General features: G+C 70.7%; 18 protein-coding genes and 1 pseudogene. 13 read left to right on the forward strand and 6 right to left on the reverse strand.

Annotation, left to right across the window (positions count from 1 at the left end; all coding sequences use genetic code 11):
- Positions 1 to 25: 25 nt before the first annotated feature.
- The 9 genes from ACIPPM_RS22155 to ACIPPM_RS22195 all read left to right on the forward strand — a co-directional run bounded on the left by ACIPPM_RS22155 (position 26) and on the right by ACIPPM_RS22195 (position 9,632).
- Entirely contained in the window at positions 26 to 3,940 is a 3,915-nt protein-coding gene (locus ACIPPM_RS22155) for a hypothetical protein (RefSeq protein WP_401450484.1), read from the forward strand.
- A gap of 18 nt (positions 3,941 to 3,958) precedes the next feature.
- Complete coding sequence (locus ACIPPM_RS22160) at positions 3,959 to 6,403, forward strand: LamG-like jellyroll fold domain-containing protein (RefSeq protein ID WP_401450487.1); 2,445 nt, start codon at positions 3,959 to 3,961, stop codon at positions 6,401 to 6,403.
- 9 nt (positions 6,404 to 6,412) lie between these two features.
- A complete protein-coding gene (locus tag ACIPPM_RS22165) occupies positions 6,413 to 6,823 on the forward strand; it encodes a hypothetical protein (RefSeq protein WP_401450489.1) in 411 nt (136 codons plus the stop codon).
- Positions 6,820 to 7,314 (forward strand): hypothetical protein, encoded by a 495-nt coding sequence (locus tag ACIPPM_RS22170; RefSeq protein WP_401450491.1) that lies wholly within the window; start codon positions 6,820 to 6,822, stop codon positions 7,312 to 7,314. The genes ACIPPM_RS22165 and ACIPPM_RS22170 overlap by 4 nt, the downstream gene beginning before the upstream one ends.
- Positions 7,311 to 7,802: a hypothetical protein gene (locus ACIPPM_RS22175; RefSeq protein ID WP_401450494.1), complete on the forward strand. Its 492-nt coding sequence runs from the start codon at positions 7,311 to 7,313 to the stop codon at positions 7,800 to 7,802. Before ACIPPM_RS22170 ends, ACIPPM_RS22175 begins: the two co-directional genes overlap by 4 nt.
- Before the next feature lie 65 nt (positions 7,803 to 7,867).
- Positions 7,868 to 8,662: a peptidoglycan-binding protein gene (locus ACIPPM_RS22180; RefSeq protein ID WP_401450496.1), complete on the forward strand. Its 795-nt coding sequence runs from the start codon at positions 7,868 to 7,870 to the stop codon at positions 8,660 to 8,662.
- Positions 8,663 to 8,671: 9 nt separating this feature from the next.
- Positions 8,672 to 8,929, forward strand: coding sequence for a holin (locus ACIPPM_RS22185; protein ID WP_401450498.1), 258 nt, complete (start codon positions 8,672 to 8,674; stop codon positions 8,927 to 8,929).
- Positions 8,929 to 9,360 carry a hypothetical protein gene (locus tag ACIPPM_RS22190; RefSeq protein WP_401450501.1) on the forward strand — a complete coding sequence of 144 codons (432 nt, stop codon included), beginning with the start codon at positions 8,929 to 8,931 and terminating at the stop codon, positions 9,358 to 9,360. The genes ACIPPM_RS22185 and ACIPPM_RS22190 overlap by 1 nt, the downstream gene beginning before the upstream one ends.
- The gene (locus ACIPPM_RS22195) at positions 9,360 to 9,632 is read left to right on the forward strand and encodes a hypothetical protein (RefSeq protein ID WP_401450503.1); all 273 of its coding nucleotides are present in this window, start codon (positions 9,360 to 9,362) and stop codon (positions 9,630 to 9,632) included. The genes ACIPPM_RS22190 and ACIPPM_RS22195 overlap by 1 nt, the downstream gene beginning before the upstream one ends.
- Before the next feature lie 40 nt (positions 9,633 to 9,672).
- On the opposite strand, the gene ACIPPM_RS22200 is transcribed toward ACIPPM_RS22195, so the two are convergent.
- Complete coding sequence (locus tag ACIPPM_RS22200) at positions 9,673 to 9,921, reverse strand: GntR family transcriptional regulator (protein WP_401450505.1); 249 nt, start codon at positions 9,919 to 9,921, stop codon at positions 9,673 to 9,675.
- A 144-nt stretch (positions 9,922 to 10,065) separates the two neighbouring features.
- On the opposite strand from ACIPPM_RS22200, the gene ACIPPM_RS22205 reads away from it, so the two are divergent.
- On the forward strand, positions 10,066 to 10,452 hold the full coding sequence (locus ACIPPM_RS22205; RefSeq protein ID WP_401450508.1) for a hypothetical protein: 387 nt from the start codon (positions 10,066 to 10,068) through the stop codon (positions 10,450 to 10,452).
- Positions 10,449 to 10,634, forward strand: a complete 186-nt coding sequence (locus ACIPPM_RS22210; protein ID WP_401450510.1) for a hypothetical protein — start codon at positions 10,449 to 10,451, stop codon at positions 10,632 to 10,634. The genes ACIPPM_RS22205 and ACIPPM_RS22210 overlap by 4 nt, the downstream gene beginning before the upstream one ends.
- A 94-nt stretch (positions 10,635 to 10,728) precedes the next feature.
- On the opposite strand, the gene ACIPPM_RS22215 is transcribed toward ACIPPM_RS22210, so the two are convergent.
- The 3 genes and pseudogenes from ACIPPM_RS22215 to ssd all read right to left on the reverse strand — a co-directional run bounded on the left by ACIPPM_RS22215 (position 10,729) and on the right by ssd (position 12,908).
- Positions 10,729 to 10,968: a helix-turn-helix domain-containing protein gene (locus tag ACIPPM_RS22215; RefSeq protein ID WP_401450512.1), complete on the reverse strand. Its 240-nt coding sequence runs from the start codon at positions 10,966 to 10,968 to the stop codon at positions 10,729 to 10,731.
- Positions 10,969 to 11,199: 231 nt separating this feature from the next.
- Positions 11,200 to 11,805: pseudogene (locus tag ACIPPM_RS22220) on the reverse strand (ATPase, T2SS/T4P/T4SS family); the annotation flags it as partial.
- Complete coding sequence (ssd, locus tag ACIPPM_RS22225) at positions 11,802 to 12,908, reverse strand: septum site-determining protein Ssd (protein WP_401450515.1); 1,107 nt, start codon at positions 12,906 to 12,908, stop codon at positions 11,802 to 11,804. The pseudogene ACIPPM_RS22220 and the gene ssd, both read right to left, overlap by 4 nt.
- Positions 12,909 to 13,486: 578 nt before the next feature.
- On the opposite strand from ssd, the gene ACIPPM_RS22230 reads away from it, so the two are divergent.
- The gene (locus ACIPPM_RS22230) at positions 13,487 to 14,317 is read left to right on the forward strand and encodes an HAD family hydrolase (RefSeq protein ID WP_401450517.1); all 831 of its coding nucleotides are present in this window, start codon (positions 13,487 to 13,489) and stop codon (positions 14,315 to 14,317) included.
- 382 nt (positions 14,318 to 14,699) lie between these two features.
- Here the strand turns inward: ACIPPM_RS22230 and ACIPPM_RS22235 are convergent, their stop codons facing one another.
- Positions 14,700 to 15,563, reverse strand: a complete 864-nt coding sequence (locus ACIPPM_RS22235) for an oxidoreductase (protein ID WP_401450520.1) — start codon at positions 15,561 to 15,563, stop codon at positions 14,700 to 14,702.
- Between the two features lie 129 nt (positions 15,564 to 15,692).
- Between ACIPPM_RS22235 and ACIPPM_RS22240 the strand changes: the two genes are divergently transcribed.
- Entirely contained in the window at positions 15,693 to 16,673 is a 981-nt protein-coding gene (locus ACIPPM_RS22240) for an ATP-binding protein (protein ID WP_401450522.1), read from the forward strand.
- 24 nt (positions 16,674 to 16,697) lie between these two features.
- Here ACIPPM_RS22240 and ACIPPM_RS22245 read toward each other — a convergent pair whose 3' ends face one another.
- Positions 16,698 to 17,963: a hypothetical protein gene (locus ACIPPM_RS22245; RefSeq protein WP_401450525.1), complete on the reverse strand. Its 1,266-nt coding sequence runs from the start codon at positions 17,961 to 17,963 to the stop codon at positions 16,698 to 16,700.
- Positions 17,964 to 18,232: the final 269 nt, after the last annotated feature.

Here is an 18,232-nt window from a genome sequence, read left to right on the forward strand (position 1 = left end):
AGGCGGTGGCTGACCGGTGCCCTCGATGACGTTCACGCTGGACGGCCGGGACCAGCTCTCCCGAGTCCTGGACGGAGCTGGGGATGCGGCCGAGCGGCTGCGCCGCCGCCTGGCCCGCACCTCGGATGAGTCACGCCTCCGGCTGGCCGGGTTCACCCAGGACGCCGACGGCAGGCTGAGGAACCTGCGCGGGCAGTTCGTGGCGACCGGCTCGGTCGCCGACGCGCTGCGCACTCAGGTGCATGACCTCACCGAGCGCAGCCGCGCCGACTTCGACAAGTTCGGCGAGCACTCCGTCGGGTCGCTGAAGATGCTGGCGCTGGCGGCGCTCCCGGTGGCAGCGTCCCTGCTGCCGATCGTCGCCAGTGCGGGCACTGTGGGTGTGGCTGTCGGTGCGATGGGCGCCGCGATCGCCGGGCAGATCAAGTCGCTCGGCGAGGCGTCCGAGGCGGAGAAGGCGTGGGACGACGCGGTCGCCAAGTCCGGCGCCCATTCCAAGGAGGCCGTGGCCGCGCAGGCCGAGTACGCCCGCGCGGTGGCCGTTCTCCCGCCCAAGACCCGCGAGGCGGCAGCCGCGGTCGGGGTCCTCAAGGACAACTACCAGGCGTGGTCGGACAGTTTGTCCGGCGACACGATGGGCGGCTTCATCAAGGGCGTCGCCATCGTGGACGCGCTGCTGCCCAAGACGACCGGGCTGGTGAAGGTCGCGGGCCGGGAGACCGACCGCTTCATGACGATCGTCGGCGGCGAGATGGCCTCGCCCGGCCTGGACAAGCTGAACGCCCGCTTCACCGCGTTCGCCGACCGGACCCTGCGCGGCCTGAACGACGAACTCGTCCACCTGCTGCGGGTGTCGGACGGCGCGCAGATCGGCGGCGGCGTCGCCGAGTTCATGGACTGGGCGCGCGCCCAGGGCCCCACCGTGGTCAGCGTCCTGCGCAGCATCAGCGAGGCCGTCGTCAACGTGTTGCACGGCGCCGGGGACATGGGCGTCGGCATGCTGCAGGTCGTGGACGTCCTCGCCAAGGTCGTGTCTGCTGTGCCGCCCGAGGCCATCGGCACGATGCTGCAGATGGCTCTCGCCCTGCGGCTGGTCAAGAGCGCGAGCCTGGGGCTGGCGGCCGGCCGCAGTGTGGTGGCCGCGTTCGCCGCGCAGATGCTGCTGATGCGGACCGAAGCCGCCGCCGCGCCCGGCGCGCTGGCCGGTGCCCGCGCGGCCATCATGAGTCTGTCCCGCACAGCGAAGGTCGCGGTGGCGGGCACGGGGATCGGGCTGCTGTTGATCGCGCTGAGCGAGCTGTCCTCGCGCAGCGAGCAGGCACCCCCGGATGTCGACAAGCTGACGTCGTCGCTCAAGCAGCTCGGCTCCACGGGCAAGGCCACCGGGGAGGCGTCGCGCGCGTTCGGCAAGGACTTGGGCGGCCTGTACGACAAGGTCCGCAGCCTGACCGACCCGACCACCACGGACCAGGTCCAGCAGTGGATCGTGACGCTGGGCGGGCTGGGAACGTGGGACTCCACCCCGGTCAAGAACGCCAAGGGCAACATCGACGCGATCGACGGCGCGCTCGCCAACCTAGTGCAGTCCGGTCACCAGGAGCTGGCGGCCGCCGCGGTGCAGCGGCTGGGCGCCGCCTACGCCAAGGGTGGCCACGACACCTCTGAGTTCACCGGCAAGTTGACTGGCTACAAGCAGGCCATCGCCGATGTGAAGTTCGAGCAGCAGCTCGCCGCCGACAGCATGGGTGTCTTCGGGCAGCAGGCGCAGTCCGTGCAGCAGAAGCTCAACGCGCAGAAGCTCAGCGCGGACGGGCTGCGGCAGAGCCTGCAGGCCCTCAACGATGTCCAGCGCCAGGGCCTGGGCGGCATGATCGGGTTCGAGGCCAGCATCGACGCGGCGGCCAAGGCCGCCCGCGACAACGCGGGTTCGCTGCGGATGGTGCACGGCGAGCTGGACCTCAACTCGGAGAAGGCAAGGAACGCGGCGACCGCGCTCAACGACCTGGCGTCCAAGACCGACGAGGCCGCGTCCCAGGCGAGAGAGTCCGGCGCGAGCTGGGAGACCGTCAACGGGATCTACGACCGGGGCCGGTCCAAGCTAATCGCGGCCGCGCAGGCGATGGGGCTGAGCAGCACCGAGGCCAACCGTCTCGCCGGCCAGATCCTGAAGATCCCGGACAAGGCCGCCAAGGTCAGCATGAGCACGGAGGACGCGCGCCGCGACCTGGACGGCTTCATCTCCAAGGTCAAGGGGTCACCCGGCGCGAAGTCCGTCACGCTCACGACTCTGTCCGCCGGTGCCCAGCGGGTGTTGGAGGCGTTCGGCTACAAGGTCACGCACCTGAAGGACGGTCGGGTCCAGGTCTCCGCGAGCACGGGGACGGCGCTGTCCAACCTCTACGCCGTCCAGCGGGCCCGCAACGCGCTGACCGACAAAGCCATCACGATCACGACGAACCGCGTCACGAAGTTCACGTCGGTGCAGGGCGGCGTGACGGTCGCCAAGCGCGACTACGCCCAAGGCGGCAGGATTCGCGCGCTGGCGGGCGGCGGCCCAGCAGGTGACGTGCAGTACTTCCCGGACGGCGGCCCCATCTCCGGGCCGGGCACCGGCACGTCGGACAGCATCTGGGCGATGTTCGCCTCCGGCGCCCGCGCTCGCGTGTCGAACACCGAGTACGTCATCCGGGCTGCCTCGGTCGCACGGTACGGGGTGCCGTTCCTCGACGCGGTCAACTCGGGGACGTTCGACCTCAAGGCCCTGTCCAAGAGCGGGCTCGCTGGCGGCGGTCTGACCGGTGCGGGTGGGGATGCCGCGCGGGGCCTGGCGGTGGGGCTGACCGGCAGCACCGGTGTGGTCGACGCGGCCGCCCGGGTCATGGCCGGTGCGGTCGTCACCGGCATCAGGGCCGAGCTGGAGATCGCGTCCCCGTCGAAGAAGACGAAGGCGCTGATGGCCGACGTCGGCAAGGGCATGATCATCGGCCTGACCGGCTCCCAGGCGAAGATCAAGGCCACGGCCGCTGACCTCGCCAAGGACATCTGGACAGCGTTCTCGGGCAAGAAGGATGACCGGTACGTCGCCTACGTCAACACGGAGACGAACAAGCTCCTGGCGGCGGCGAAGAAGCGGGACGTCCTCAAGGCCAAGATCGCCCAGGCCAAGGCGTTCGCGTCTGACCTCACGAAGAACGCGCGGGAGGGCGCCGCCCTCAGCAACCTCGGACTGGAGCCCGGGCAAGTCACGGCGGCCAGCATCAAGGGCGGGCTCGCCGCCAAGCTGGCGCAGATCAAGCAGGTCACGAAGTACATCGGCATCTTGGCCAAGAGGGGGCTCAACAAGAGCCTCTTGCACCAGATCCTCAACATGGGCCCGGAGCAGGGATACGCCTACGCGAGCGCGCTGGTCGGTGCGGACAAGGCGACCTTCAGTTCGATCAACTCGCTGGAAACGCAGATCAACAAGTCGACAACGACGCTCGGGCAGGTCGGCGCGGACCGGATGTACGACTCCGGGAAGAATGCCTCGAAGGGGTTCCTCAAGGGCCTGGAGTCGGAGGAGAAGGCCCTTGAGAAGACGATGGTGAAGATCGCCACGGCGATGCAGAAGGCGCTCCGCAAGGCGCTCGGGATCAAGTCCCCGGCGCGGGCCACGATGCCCGACGGGGTGAACGTGGTCCGGGGTATCGCGGTCGGCGCCGTGCAGGGGCTGCCGTACATCGACCGGGCCATGCAGGCGGTGGGCGCCCGGATGACCGGCCACCCGGCGCTCGCCGTGACGCCGGGCCGGGCCGCGGTCGTCGGGTCCGGCGGGCAGCACATCAGCGTGCAGATCGACATCAGCGGTGCGCTCGATCCGTACGCCACCGCCCGCGAGGTGGAGAAGGTCCTCGCCAAGGTGAGGCGCGGGCGCGGTGGCGCGTCGTATGCGTTCGGCTGAGACAGGGGGGTGGACGCGGTGGCGCTGCTGGTGGAGATGGGCTGGGGCGGGCAGATTCAGTATCCGGGCACGATCCAGTGGACGGACATCAGTCGCCGCGTCGATGTCGTCCGTGGGGTGGTCATCAGCCGTGGGGCCTCCGACGAACTGTCGGAGACCCAGCCCGGAACGGCGACCCTCACCCTGACCAACCAGGACGGCTACCTCACGCCGGGGAACACCGCCAGCCCGTACGGGCCGTACGTCCGGCGCAACACCCCGATCCGGATCGCGGTGGCCCTGATCCCCACCGCGTCCGGATCGGCGCCCTACCCGATGTCCTCGCTCGGCGACGACTTCGACGACGACGTGCTCAGCACGACGCTGTGGCCGAACAGCTACGGCGGCGTGACCGAGCGCGGCGGCGTGGCGCGGGTGCCGGTGAGCACCGTCGCGGACGCGGGCCTGCAGTCCGCGCGGGTGTGGAAGCTGCTCGGCTCGAAGCTGACGGCCAAGCTCGTCACCGTCCCCAAGGCGGGCGGCTCCACGAACGCGGCCGCGTCGATGTGGGTGAACAGCACGACGGCGGGGACGCGGATCGGCTGGCGGTACGACGCCCTCACCGGCGTGCTCGCCGCCATGTCCCAGACCGGCTACTCCGACGCCACCCCCACCAGCCTCACGTACAACGTGGTGGACTTCGCCTGGCTGCGGGTGCGCGAGGCGGGCGGCACCGTGTACTGGGAGACCTCCCCGGACGGCACCGCCTGGACGGTCCAGCGGAGCATGGCCACCCCGGCCTGGGTGACGAGCCAGACGCAGGCCGTGGAGTTCCCCGCCACCCGCACCGGCGGCACCAGCGACGTCATCGAGTGGGACCTCGTCGGCGCCACGGTGAAGCCGCGGTTCTATGGCGTGGTCAACGAGTTCCCCGTCGACTGGGAGGGCCTGGCCAGCACGGTCACGATCTCGTGTACCGATCTGTTCAAGCGGCTCAACAAGCTGCCTGCGCTGCGGTCCATGCTGACCGAGGAGATCGTGGTCTCGTACCCGGTCGCGTACTATCCGCTGACCGAGCCCGCCGACTCCGTCACGGCCGGAGACCTGTCCGGCAACGCGCGGCCGTCGATGGCCATGACCCAGGCCGGGTCCGGTGGCACGCTCGCCCTGGGCGCCGACTCCGGACCGGCGGCCACCGGCGACAGCGTGCCGACCTTCACCCCGGCCAGCGCGACCTCCGGGCAGTACCTCACCGTCGACCTGGGCCCTGCAGCGCAGCAGCAGTTGAACTCGGCACCGACGGCCATCGAAGCCTGGTTCAAGACGACCACGACAGGGCGGGCGATCCTCAGCCTGTACTCACCGGACCGGCAGATCGTGCAGGTGCTGTCCCTGTCGGCGAGCGGCGCCATGCAGATCGAGTGGACGGCCACCGGCAGCAGCACCCTGGCAGTAGAGACGGTGTCCGGCACCAGCGGCCTCGCCGACGGGAACTGGCACCACGTCGTCTGGGACCAGACCGTCAACGGCACCGTCTGCGTGGACGGCGTCAACGTCGACCCCACGATCCCCGTCACCCTCGGGCCCGACCAGCGCATCCTGGAGATCGGCGGATACCGAGGCACCCGCCTGTGGTCCGGCTCCCTCGCCCACGTAGCCGTCTACGCCAACTCGTACATGAGCGCCGTTCTCAAGGACCACTTCAGTGCGGGTGCCGCAGGGTACGCGGGCGAGACGGCCGACGTCCGGATCTACCGCTTCTGCAAATACGCGGGCCTGCTCAGCACCATTTTCCAGGGTGGCACCTTCGACCCGATCGCCTCCCAAGGCCCTGGCGGCACGGGGGCGGTGGCCCGGATGCGGGAGGTGGAGAGCACTGAGAGCGGGCGGCTGTTCGCGTCCCGCGACGCGTATTTCATGACGTTCCAGTCCCGCGACGTGCGCTACAACCCGTCGCCTGGACAGGAGGCGTTTCAGATCGCGTACGCCGATCTGGAGACCCGGAGCGTCAGCGTCGCCGACGACGACCAGAAGCTGCTCAACGACGTCACCGGAACCCGGCCGGGCGGCGCCACCCAGCGCGTCACCGCGCCCGCGAGCATCGCCGCGTTCGGGACTTACCCGCAGGAACTGAACATCCTCAAGACCAGCGACAACAGCGTGCTGGACGCGGTGAACTGGCTGGTGTCCCGGTACGCCGCCCCGCAGCCCGAACTGCGCGAAGTGCCGATCGAGGCGTACACGATGCCGTCGTACGCGGCCGTCCTCGACGCCGACATCTCCAGCTACTTCTCCGTCACGAGCATGCCCGCGCAGGCGCCCACCCCCACGATGCGGGTCACCGTCGAGGGCTACACCGAGACGATCAAGGAGAAGTCGCACCTGATCCAGTTCCACACCAGCGCCTCCCTCACCGACAGCGTCTGGGTGATGGACGACCCCGTCTACTCCGTCCTCGACTCCACCACCCGCCTCGCCTACTAGGAGCACCACATGCCCGTGCCCGTCGTCAGAGCCGAGACCTTCTACACCCCACCCCCGCCACAGCCCGCCGACCTCTGGGCGGACGTGCCCGCCGCCGAGCGGGTCTGGAGCTGGTACGAGGTCCGCATGGGCCGCCGCGTCACCCCGCCCCAGGACACCGTGGACGAGGTCTACTTCGCGCGGATCAACCAGAACAGGTGGATCGCCGACTGCAGCTGCGGCTCCGCCGCCGTGGTGTCCCCGACCGACCCCCGCTACGCCTGCACCGAATGCGGCTGGGGCTGGTGCACGCTCGTCTTCCCCGACGACCCGGCCGCCGTGGAGGCCAGCCTCCTGGGCCTCCGGCCGAACCTGCGGAACTGGTGGAACCCGCTGGACCCCCGTAACCCCGACGCCACCACCGTCGTCAGTGCCTCATGACGTTCACGCCGCGCACCTGGGTGGTCGGCGAGGTGGTGTCCGCGGCCACCATGAACCAGGAGATCCGCGACCAGTTCAACAGCATGTTCGGCGCCTGGACGGCATACACGCCAACGTGGACCGCGAGCACCAATCCGGCCCTGGGCAACGGCACCCTGTCCGGCCGGTACATGAAGATCGGCCGCACGGTGCTGTGCGAGGTCACCCTGACCACCGGGTCCACGACCACCTACGGCTCCGGCGTCTACTCCTTCGGCGTGCCCGTACCGGCGGCGGCCAGCGGCATCGACCCCGTCGGCACCGCTCGCCTGACCGCCGGGTCCACCTACATCGGGCAGTGCTCCCTCGGCTCCGGGCAGAGCGCGATGAACGCCACGTTCCCGGCGTCGGGGTCCCCGGCGTCCGCGGCGAACATGAACGGCACCGCACCAGCCACGCTCGCCGCTGGCCACATCCTCCGCATGTTCATCACCTACGAGGCCGCCACATGATCACCGCACTCGGGCCCTGCACCCTCGCGGGCCTGTACGCCACCGACGAAGTCCCCGCGAAGACGCTGCCGATCGGCACGGGCCCCGGCCAGGGCTACCGCACGCTGCTCCGGGTCGTCGTCCCCGTGGCGCCCGGCGACGTCCTTGAGGTCACCGGCCGCGCCCGCGTCACCAACGACACCGCGCCGCCGTACACGGTCGGCGTCGGCTACCACCTGTGGATGTACGACTGCGACAACGGCAAGGGCAGCAGCGGCACCTGGACGCTGATCAGCAGCCTGTGCGGCGACAACGTCACCCGCGACCGGCACCACATGCCGGTGCTCACCGACACCGTCTACACCGTCCCCGCGGAATGGCCAGCCGGGCACCGCATGGTCGTGGTCCTGCGCGGCGACGCGATGTCCACCGCCGCCGACGGCCAGGCCATCACCGTCGACCAGACGTACGGGCAGCTCACCGTCCGCCGCTGGACCCCGCCCGCCTGACCCCGCCCCGCCCCCTCGCCCCGCGCCGACCCGGCCGGGGCTTTCTCTATGCCTGGAGTTCCACGATGAAGCTCGTCACGAGAGAGCAGCTGGGCTGGCCCGCGTCGGCCGCGCCCGACCAGCTCTCCACCAAGGGCGTGAAGGTCCACTACGAGGGCACGCCCGTGAGCGCGCGCCTGCTCACCGACCACACCGCCTGCATCGCCGAGTGGAAGGCCCTCCGCAAGTCCCACCTGGCCAACACCAAGGAGGGGTACAGCGACGTCGCCTACAACTACGCGGCCTGCCCCCACGGCTACCTCCTCGAGGGCCGGGGCATCGGCAAGCGGACCGGCGCCAACGGCAACCAAGACCTCAACAAGGGGCACTACGCGATCGTCGGCCTCGTCGGCAGCGACGGCCTGACCGAGCCCACGGACGAGATGCTCGGCGCGATACGCGACGGGATCGAGCTGCTGCGCCAGCACGGCGCGGGCGACGAGATCCGCGGACACCGCGACGGCTACGCCACCGCCTGCCCCGGCGGCCCGCTCTACGCCTGGGTGAAGAAGGGCGCCCCCCGGCCCGGCGGCACCACCGCGCAGCCGACGCCCCCCGCGGGCAAGCCGAAGTACGAGCCGTTCCCCGGCGCCGCAATGTTCCGCGCAGGCCGCCGCTCGCCGGTCATCGCCGCCATGCACAAGCGGCTCGTCGCCGAGGGCTGCGGCCGGTACCAGTCCGACGCCCACGCGGACACCTGGGGCTCGGGCGACGAGCGCTCCTACGCGGCCTGGCAGCGGAAGCTCGGCTACGCGGGTACCGACGCCGACGGCACCCCCGGCCCCACCTCGTGGAACAAGCTCCACGTCCCCAACACCTAGGAGAACCTCATGCTTGAGACCAGCCGGCCCGACGTCGACGCGGTAATGAAGACCGCGCGCACCTACGCCCGCGACCTCGCCGAGCGGGTCGTCGCCACGTTTCTCCAGGCGTTCGTCGGCGCCCTCATCCTCACCTCCCCATTCGACCTGGGCATGTGGCAGGCCGCCGCGATGGGCGGTGTGGCCGCCGCCCTGTCCCTCATCAAGGGCATGCTCGCGCGAGCCCGCTCCGTGTCGAACAGCGCGAGCCTCGCCAAGGGCGTCTGATGTGGGGGGCGACGGCACGGCCGGTGCTCTCGCGCCGCCGTGCCTTCCTCACCGTCGTCGGCACCGGCTGGGCCCTGTACGGCGGGCTCGGTATCATCGGCCAGCCCCGCTACGGCACCGCCCGCGGCCTCGCCTCCGTCACCCGCTACATCCCGCTCGACACGCTCGGCTGGATGTGGGTCGCCTGCGGTGGCATCGCCGCCACTGCCGGACTCCTCACCGGACACCCCCGCGTGCAGGCCCTCGGCTACGCCGCGCTCGGCGTCCCCGCCGGTCTGTGGTCCGGCGTCTTCGCGGTCGCCGCCGCGACGACACTCCCCACCGCCGTCGGCTCGGCATGCGGATGGGGGGCCTTCACCATCGGCGTGGTGCTGGTGTCTGGCATGGACGACCCGCCCCCGCCGTACCTGAGAAAGGCGGGTATCCGCTGATGGACGTGGGAGCGATGGTCGGCGGCATCGCCGCGCTCGTAGTCGGCGTACTCGGCTGGACGCAGAGCCGGGCGACGAACCGGCGCAGCGACTTCCAGACCATCACCGACCGGCTGGACGCCGAGGTGAAGGAAGAGCGCACCCAGCGCAAGCTCCTCACCCGCGCGTACCTGGACCTGTGGGGCTGGGCGCGGAAGGTCGGCCCGGACACCCCGGCCGGGCCCGCGCCCGACCCGCCCGTCGACCTTGACATGACCCCCTGGAAACTCTGACCGCGGCCCCGCTCTCCCTCGGGAGGGCGGGGCCGTTTCGTCATGCCTGGGGGCCGGCGGGCGGCTGGTCGGCGACGAAGGTCCCGATGCCGGTCTCGCCCCGCAGCCAGCCCTCGCGGCGCAGGTGCGCGAGCGCCTTCTGTGACGTGGACGTGGCAATGCTCAACTCGGTGGCCAGCTCCAGCGTGGACGGCACGCGCGACCCCGGCGGGTAGGTGCCGTCCTTGATCCGGCCGATGACGAGCTGTGCCACCTGCCGCCACACCGCCCGCGTCCGGTCAAGATCCATGCCCTGACCGTAGGTAGCCGCGCCTTACCGTGCGACCGCAGCTACCCTCGGCAAGGTGCGGTATGGCGCGGTAAGGTCGGGTCAAGAACAAGCCCCGCGACCGCTGACACGGTCCGGGGATTGGACGACTGCTGAGGAGTCGACGTGAGCCACCGTACCGCCACCCGTCCCACACCGGCAGGCCGCCCGCCCGGCAGTTTCCCCGCCGAGGTGCTGCCCCACCTCGGTGACCTCGCGCTCGCCGACGTCACCGCCGACCAGGCCGCCGGGCGCACGTGCATCTGGGGCGGCCGCGCCCTCCCGCTCGCTGCCGCCGTCGACCTCGGCGAGCACCCGCACGACGGAGTGCTGACCTTCCCCCAGTCGTGCGGACCCTGCATGGTCGAGCGGGCCACGGACGCCCTCGCCGAGCACTCCCTCGGCTGCGCCACCTGCCAGGACCGCGAGCGCTGGAAGGAGTGCGCGACCGGCTACGGCCTGCTCCGCGCCCAGCGGCAGGGACTGCGGGTGGAGCGGGGTGGCTGCCGGTGAGCCCCGTCATCCCCGACGACCCCGAGCTGTCGCACGCGACGTTCCGCGCCATGGGCTACTGCGGCGCCTGGGACAAGACCGACCGCCTCTGGTGCACCCGGTCACCTGACCACGACGGCGCACACGCACACCGCTACGAGAAGACGCACCCGCTCGACGCCGTCGGCGTGCAGTGGACCTAGACCCCCGGGCGGTCACCCGGGCGCGGCTCCACCCACGGCGACCGGGGTGGACCGCAGGCTGCCGCCGGAGCAGGACCCGGCCGGCGGCAGCCGCCTACTCGAGCAGCTCGGAGACGGGGACACCGATCGCGCGGGCAATCCGCAGCAGCGTCTCCAGCTTCGCGTTCTTCGTGCCGCTCTCCACGTGTTGGTAGTACGTGCGACTGAGCGGGGCCCGGAGGTAGACATCTTGCTGCGTTAACCCCTGGTGTATCCGCACCTCGCGGATACGCCGACCGATGCGGACGCGCTCATCGCGCAGCCAGGCGTCATCGTCGACAGGGTCAGTAGGCACTCGACACACCGTCTGGCCTGCGAGATCATGTGTCAGCCCTCCCCTGGATGGCTTTTTATGATCTTGATCTCCCAGGCTGCCGAGGCGTTGGGGCTAGGACCCCGGACAGGACGCTGAGGCAGAGCCGGGCGGACACGCGTGCGTGTCCGCCCGGCTCTCATCGTTCATGGCGACCCCAACTCCACTCCGAGTAACCATCAACTAGAGGTGTCATAGTCAGTGATTGGGGTTGCCGCTGCCGGTGCCGCCGCTGACCAGGAAGGACAGCCGGGCCCCGACCAGCGCCCGCAGCAGCCCCTCGCCGCCGGGCGGGAGCGTGCCCGCGCGGGCCAGCTCACCGAGGGTGAACGCGCGGGGCCGTACCACGCGCAGGGACAGGCAGGTGCAGCCGACAGCCACCGGGGGTAGCACCGCGTGCAGCCGGGTCCCGTCGGGGAGGCGGGCGTCCGCCCAGGGCCGCGCGTCGTCCAGGCGGCGTCCGGCGACGGCGGCCAGCCGCTGCGCGAGCCGTCGTACCGCCGGGGCGTCCGGGAAGGTGACTCCGGTCAGCTCCAGGCCGCCGCCCCGGTCCACCCAGACCCGGTCCGGCGCGGTGACCAGCACGTCGGTGACGCTCGGGTCGGCCAGCAGCGGTTCCAGCGGTCCGGAGCCGACGAGTTCGGAGCGCAGGTGTTCCGCGGCGCCGAGCACCTCGGCGTCACCCAGCACCCGGCCCTGTTCGCGCAGGGCCTGCGCGACGCGCGCGGGGGTGGGTTCGGCGCCGCTCTCGGCGAGCCTGCGCCGGACGCCGTCGAGGAGGGCCGCGCCGTCGGCCCGGTCGAGTCCGGGAAGCGTCATCGGGGGCCTCCCGACTCGGGCAGCGCCTGCTCCCAGAAGGCGGCGCAGAACCGGGACAGCGGGCCGCGTCCGGCCGCGCCGGGCGGCCTGGCCGTGCCGCGGGGCCGCAGCAGCGCGGGCTCCACGGGCACGGTGCCGATCAGCGGCAGTCCGAGCAGCCGGGCCACCTCGTCCTCGTCGAGGCCCGGCGCGTACGGCCCTCTGACCGCGACCCGCAGGTCCCGCACGACCATGCCCATGGCGGACGCGACCCGGCCGGCCGCTGCCAGGGCGCGCAGCTCCGCCGGTACGACGAGCACCGCCATGTCGAGCTGGGCGAGGGCTTCCGCGACGCCGTCGTCGAGGCGGCGCGGGAGGTCGACGACCACCGTGCCGCCGCGCCGCCGGGCGGCGGCGAGCACCGCGCGGACGGCCTGGGGCGGCACGGCCACGCAGTCGCCCCGGTCCCAGCTGAGCACGCGCAGCGCGTGCAGTTCGGGCAGGGACTCCTCCAGGGCGCCGCCGCCGACCCGGCCGCGCGAGGCCGCGAAGGCCGGCCAGCGCAGTCCTTCCGCGGTCTCGCCGCCGAGGAGCACGTCGAGTCCGCCGCCCAGCGGGTCGGCGTCCACCAGCAGGGTGCGCAGGCCCTGATGGGCGGAGGTGACGGCGAGGGCGCAGGCGAGGGTGGAGGCTCCGGCGCCGCCCCGGCCGCCGATGACGCCGACCGTGAGGGCGGGACGGCCGACGCCCTCGGCCACGTCGGCGATGCGGTCGATGAGCCACTGCTCGCCGTCGGGCAGCATCAGCACATGGTCGGCGCCGATCTCGACCGCGCGTTTCCATACGTCCGGGTCGTCCTGGTCACGGCCGACCAGGACCACTCCGCGCCGCCGGGCGGCGCCGCGCACCCGGCGGGCGGCGTCGTCACCGACCAGGACGAGGGGCGCGCCGTCCCATCCCCCGCCGTGGTCCGGGACGCCGTGGTGGACCTCCGGTGTGGCGCCCGCCGCCGCGCACAGGCGCAGCAGATCGTCGAGGATCGTCGCGTCCTCGGTGACGATGAGCGGCCGTCCAGGTCGTCCGGCCGTGGCCGGTGGTGGATCGTGCGCGACGGTTCCGGTCATGGTGTTCCCCCTTCACTGCGTCTTCCGCGCCGCCCTCACGGCCACGCGATTCCCGAAGATGTGGAGAACCCGTAACGGCCTCCATTTGAACGGCCGACTGGAACCGGCCAAACACGCTCGGCAATGCGATCCGGCCACGAACGGGCCCGGATCAGGAGCGCTGGAATCACGATGCGGCGATCCGCGAAATCGTGTGGATCTTGGTGGAAATCTGTGGACGACGGAGCGTCTGTGAATAACTTCGTCACCCATACCGGTGACGCCCGTACTGACTGTGTACGAGTTCCCGAGCGCACTCTGATGATTACCTTACGTAATCAATCGTGGGCATGACGAAAGGGCGGCCGCAGCCGCCCGGTGCCGGTCTCAGACCGGCCGAGGGAGAGGGAAAACGCGTCCGGACATGCGACGACCCCCGCCGGGGGGGAGAGCGGGGGTCGTCCCCACGGCCGACTCGGGGGGGGAGGAGTCGGACCGGGGTTAGCACGGTCGCGAACGATCCGTGACTTCCATGGTGTACCCGAGAGGCCTCTCAGGCAAACCCACACGCCACACCTTACGCCGAATGGTGGGCGCCTATGCTCAGGGATGTGGAAAACCACTCCTTGCCCCGCGCAGCGGCCTTCTTCGATCTGGACAAGACGGTCATTGCGAAGTCCAGCACACTCACCTTCAGCAAGTCCTTCTACCAAGGCGGTCTGATCAACCGCAGAGCGGCCTTGCGCACCGCATATGCCCAGTTCGTCTTCCTGGTCGGCGGTATGGACCATGACCAGATGGAGCGCATGCGGGAGTACCTCTCCGCGCTCTGCCGGGGCTGGAACGTGCGGCAGGTCAGAGAGATCGTGGCCGGGACGCTGCACGACCTGATCGACCCGATCATCTACGACGAGGCCGCCTCCCTGATCGAGGAGCACCACACCGCGGGCCGGGACGTCGTGATCGTGTCCACGTCGGGCGCCGAGGTGGTCGAGCCGATCGGCGAGCTGCTCGGCGCCGACCGCGTCGTGGCCACCCGCCTGGTCGTCGGCGAGGACGGCTGCTTCACCGGCGAGGTGGAGTACTACGCGTACGGCCCCACCAAGGCCGAGGCGATCCGGGAGCTGGCCGCCTCCGAGGGGTACGACCTCGACCGGAGCTACGCCTACAGCGACTCGGCCACCGATCTGCCGATGCTCCAGGCCGTCGGCCACCCGCACGCGGTGAACCCCGACCGCGCGCTGCGCCGGGAGGCCGTCTCCCGTGGCTGGCAGGTCCTCGAGTTCCGCAAGCCGGTCCGGCTCAAGCAGCGCCTGCCCGCCCTGTCGGCACCGAGCCCGGCGGTCGTCGCGGTGGCGGCTCTGGGCGCGGCGGCCGCGACCGCCGGGCTCGTCTGGTACGCCAGCAAGCGCCGCGGGACGAGCGCCTGACCGCTCCATCTCCGCCCGAGCCACCCCCTGCCCGATTCACCCCTCTTTGAAGGTAAAAGTAAAGAAGTGTGGGTAGGGGTTCCGCTTGCTCCGAGGGTGCAGTACAAAGGAAGCAACGGCCTGCGGGACCAAGGACATCCGAGAGGATTCCCTCTTACTACGCATGTGGCCCCGAAGACCCCGCATGGACACAGGGCACCCACGCGACGTCGGACCGTCGATTACGGGCCTGCTACACCAGGGCCGGGCAAAGACCCCGACCTGATGAGCAACATATCGAGGACGCTTGGTAACCAGGTGAACATGCCAGCGGCGGTACGAGAACTCGTACCGCCGCAACCCTGTTCGGGCCCCCTTTTGAGGGGGCCTTTCGTGTGACCGGTCAGGCCGCTCCGCGCTGGAGCGCCTCGCACACCGCCGTCGACTCGCGCGCCCCCAGCTCGACCGCCCGGCCGCAGTGGGCGATCCAGGCCGCCATGCCCGCGGGGGAGCCGGAGACATAGCCGTCGAGCGCGGCGAGGTAGGAGGCGCGGCCCAGGTCCGCGTGGCCCACCTCGGCCGGACAGACCGACTTCGGGTCCAGGCCGCTGCCGATCAGGACGATGCGCTCGGCCGCGCGCGCCACCAGCCCGTTGTGGGAGGTGAAGGGGCGCAGCGCGAGGAGTTCGCCGTGCACCACGGCGGCCGTCACCAGCGCGGGCGCGGAGGACCCGTTGATGATCAGTTCCGCGAGGCCGTCCAGGCGGCCCGCGACCTCCGGGGCGTCCGGCAGGGGCAGCTCGATGAGGGGTTCGTCGGCGAGTTCGCCCGCGCGGCGCGGGCGGCCGACCTCGTCGCCGTCGCTCGCGGCGGCCACCATGTGCAGCCGGGCCAGTACCCGTAGCGGCGACTGCCGCCAGATGGACAGCAGCTGCCCGGCCTCGGCGGTGAGCCGGAGGGCGGCGCCCATGACCTGCGCCTCGGCGCCGGTGCTGAAGTCGGTGCGTCGCCGCACCTCCTCCAGGGCCCAGTCGGCGCCGGACAGCGCCGCCGAGCCGCGGGCACCGCGCAGGGCCGCCTCGGAGGTGATGGCGTTGCTGCGACGGCGCATGATCCGGTGCCCGTAGACCCGGTCCACGGCCTTGCGCACGGATTCCACGGAGTCGGCCACGCCGGGCAGTGAGCCCAGGGCCGCAAGGGGGTCCCCCATGGTCGAGCTCGTTCGAGAGCTTGGGGGAGGCTCTGCGGTCGCTCCTGTCGTACTCATGAGGTCGACCCTACGCGCCCCCACTTCCGGGTGACCGGCACCCCTTTTTCGGCCCTCACACCCCTCGAAGGAGTGACCTTCGCCCACTTCCTGGCACACACAGCTACTCGATCACTACGCTTCGTGAACATGAAAATTGCTTTCGTCGGGAAGGGCGGCAGCGGCAAGACCACGCTCTCTTCCCTCTTCATCCGCCATCTCGCGGCCGCCGGAGCCCCGGTGGTCGCCATCGACGCCGACATCAACCAGCACCTCGGGCCCGCTCTCGGGCTCGACGAGGCCGAAGCGGCGGCGCTGCCCGCCATGGGCGACCGGCTGCCACTGATCAAGGACCATCTGCGCGGCACCAACCCGCGGATCGCCTCGGCCGACATGATGATCAAGACCACCCCGCCCGGCACGGGCTCGCGGCTGGTCCGGATCGCCGAGCCCGACGCGATCTACGACGCCTGCGCGCGCCCGGTGGAACTCGACGGCGGTGCCGTCCGCCTGATGGTCACCGGCCCCTTCACCGACGCCGATCTGGGGGTCGCCTGCTACCACTCCAAGACCGGAGCGGTGGAGCTGTTCCTGAACCACCTCGTCGACGGTCCCGGCGAGTACGTGGTGGTCGACATGACCGCGGGCTCCGACTCCTTCGCCTCCGGCATGTTCACCCGCTTCGACATGACGTTCCTCGTCGCCGAGCCGACCCGGAAGGGAGTCTCCGTCTACCGCCAGTACAAGGAGTACGCCCGCGACTTCGGTGTCACGCTGAAGGTCGTCGGCAACAAGGTCCAGGGGCCGGACGACGTCGAGTTCCTGCGCGCGGAGGTCGGGGACGATCTGCTGGTGACGGTCGGGCACTCGGACTGGGTGCGCGCCATGGAAAAGGGGCGCCCGCCCCGCTTCGCCCTGCTGGAGGACGGCAACGTCCGCGCGCTGGAGACGCTCCGGGCCGCCGCCGACGCGACGTACGGGCTGCGCGACTGGGAGCGCTACACCCGTCAGATGGTCCACTTCCATCTGCGCAACGCCCAGTCGTGGGGCAACGAGCGCACCGGGACCGACCTGGCGGCGCAGATCGACCCCGGTTTCGTGCTCGGCGAGAGCGTGGCGACTCCCGCCTGACACCCGGCGCCTACGGCCTGACGCCTACTGCTTGGCGGCCGGCGCTCCGGGGACACCCTTCGGCGCCGGGGCCGGGCGGCCGGAGAGCAGGGACGCCCAGCCCTGCTTGGGCTTCTCGCCCACCTCGAGGGTGCGCAGCTTGGTCAGGGTCTGCGGGTCCTGGGCGTCCAGCCAGTCGGTCAGCTCGTGGAACGAGACACAGCGGACGTCGGGCTTGTTGCACACGTTCTTGACGACGTCCTCGATGGCACGCATGTAGGTGCCGCCGTTCCAGGACTCGAAGTGGTTGCCGATGATCAGGGGCGCGCGGTTGCCGTCGTAGGCGCGGTCGAAGCCCTTGAGGAGGCCGTCGCGCATCTCGTCGCCCCACAGGGCGAACTTGTCGGGGTCGCCCTGGGTCCGGGTGCCGGACTGGTTGACCATGAAGTTGTAGTCCATGGTCAGCTGCTCGAAGGTGTGGCCGGGGAAGGGGACCAGCTGCATGGACAGGTCCCAGAGCCCCTCCTTCTTCTTCGGCCAGACCTGGTTGTTGACGCCGCTGGAGTCGTAGCGGAAGCCCATCTGGCTCGCCGCCTTGACGAAGTTCTTCTGTCCTTCCAGGCAGGGGGTGCGGGCGCCGATGAGTTCCTTGTCGTAGTCGAAGGGCAGCGGCGAGGACTTCTTCAGTCCCGAATTGGTCTTCCAGGTCTTCACGAACTCCTTGGCCTGGCTGATCTCGCTCTTCCACTCCGCCACCGACCACTGGCCGACGCCGCCCTCGGGGCCGCAGAAGTGGCCGTTGAAGTGGGTGCCGATCTCGTTGCCCTCGAGCCAGGCCAGGCGCGCCTGCTTGGCGGTGTCGGAGATGCCCTGCTCGTCGTTGAAGCCGATGTCGGAGCGGCCCGGCGAGTGCTGCGGCGGCTTGTAGAGGTCCCGCTTCTCCTCCGGGAGCATGTACACACCGCTGAGGAAGAACGTCATGTTCGCGCGGTTGTCCTTGGCGACCTTGCGGAAGTGCGAGAACAGCTTCTGACTGTCCTCACCCGCGCCGTCCCAGGAGAACACCACGAACTGCGGCGGCTTCTGACCGGGCTTCAGCTTCTCGGGCCGGGGCAGGTGCGGCTGGGCGCCGGTGTACGCGGTGGACCCGTCGCCGATCAGCCGGACGACGCTCTTGGGGGCCGGGGCGCCTTTCTGCGGGCCGGGCGCGCCCGCCCGTGCTCCGTCGGAGTCGGCGGCGCAACCCGCGAGGGACGCGGCACCGGCAGCGGCGACCATGGCACAGACGGCGATCCTCTGGGTGGCGGCCATGTTCCGCCCACCTTCTTCCTTCTCTCGGGCGAACTCTCAGGCGAACGCCGATGAGGGCGTTTTCTGGTGATGCGCCGGATTCCTCCCGGCGGCGCCGTCAAAGTCGCATGAGGCGAAGAAGGAACTAGTACGACAAGCCGACGAAATGCCCGCTTCACTCGGCCGAGTGCACATGTGTGCCATTTGCTTCGAAAAGATATGCCCTCCCTTTACTCTGGATTACGGTTCGTTTACCGAGCGTTGAATCATCCCGCCGCTGCACGCCGTGA

The sequence above is a fragment of the Streptomyces sp. NPDC090119 genome (assembly GCF_044747085.1).
Lineage (GTDB): Bacteria > Actinomycetota > Actinomycetes > Streptomycetales > Streptomycetaceae > Streptomyces.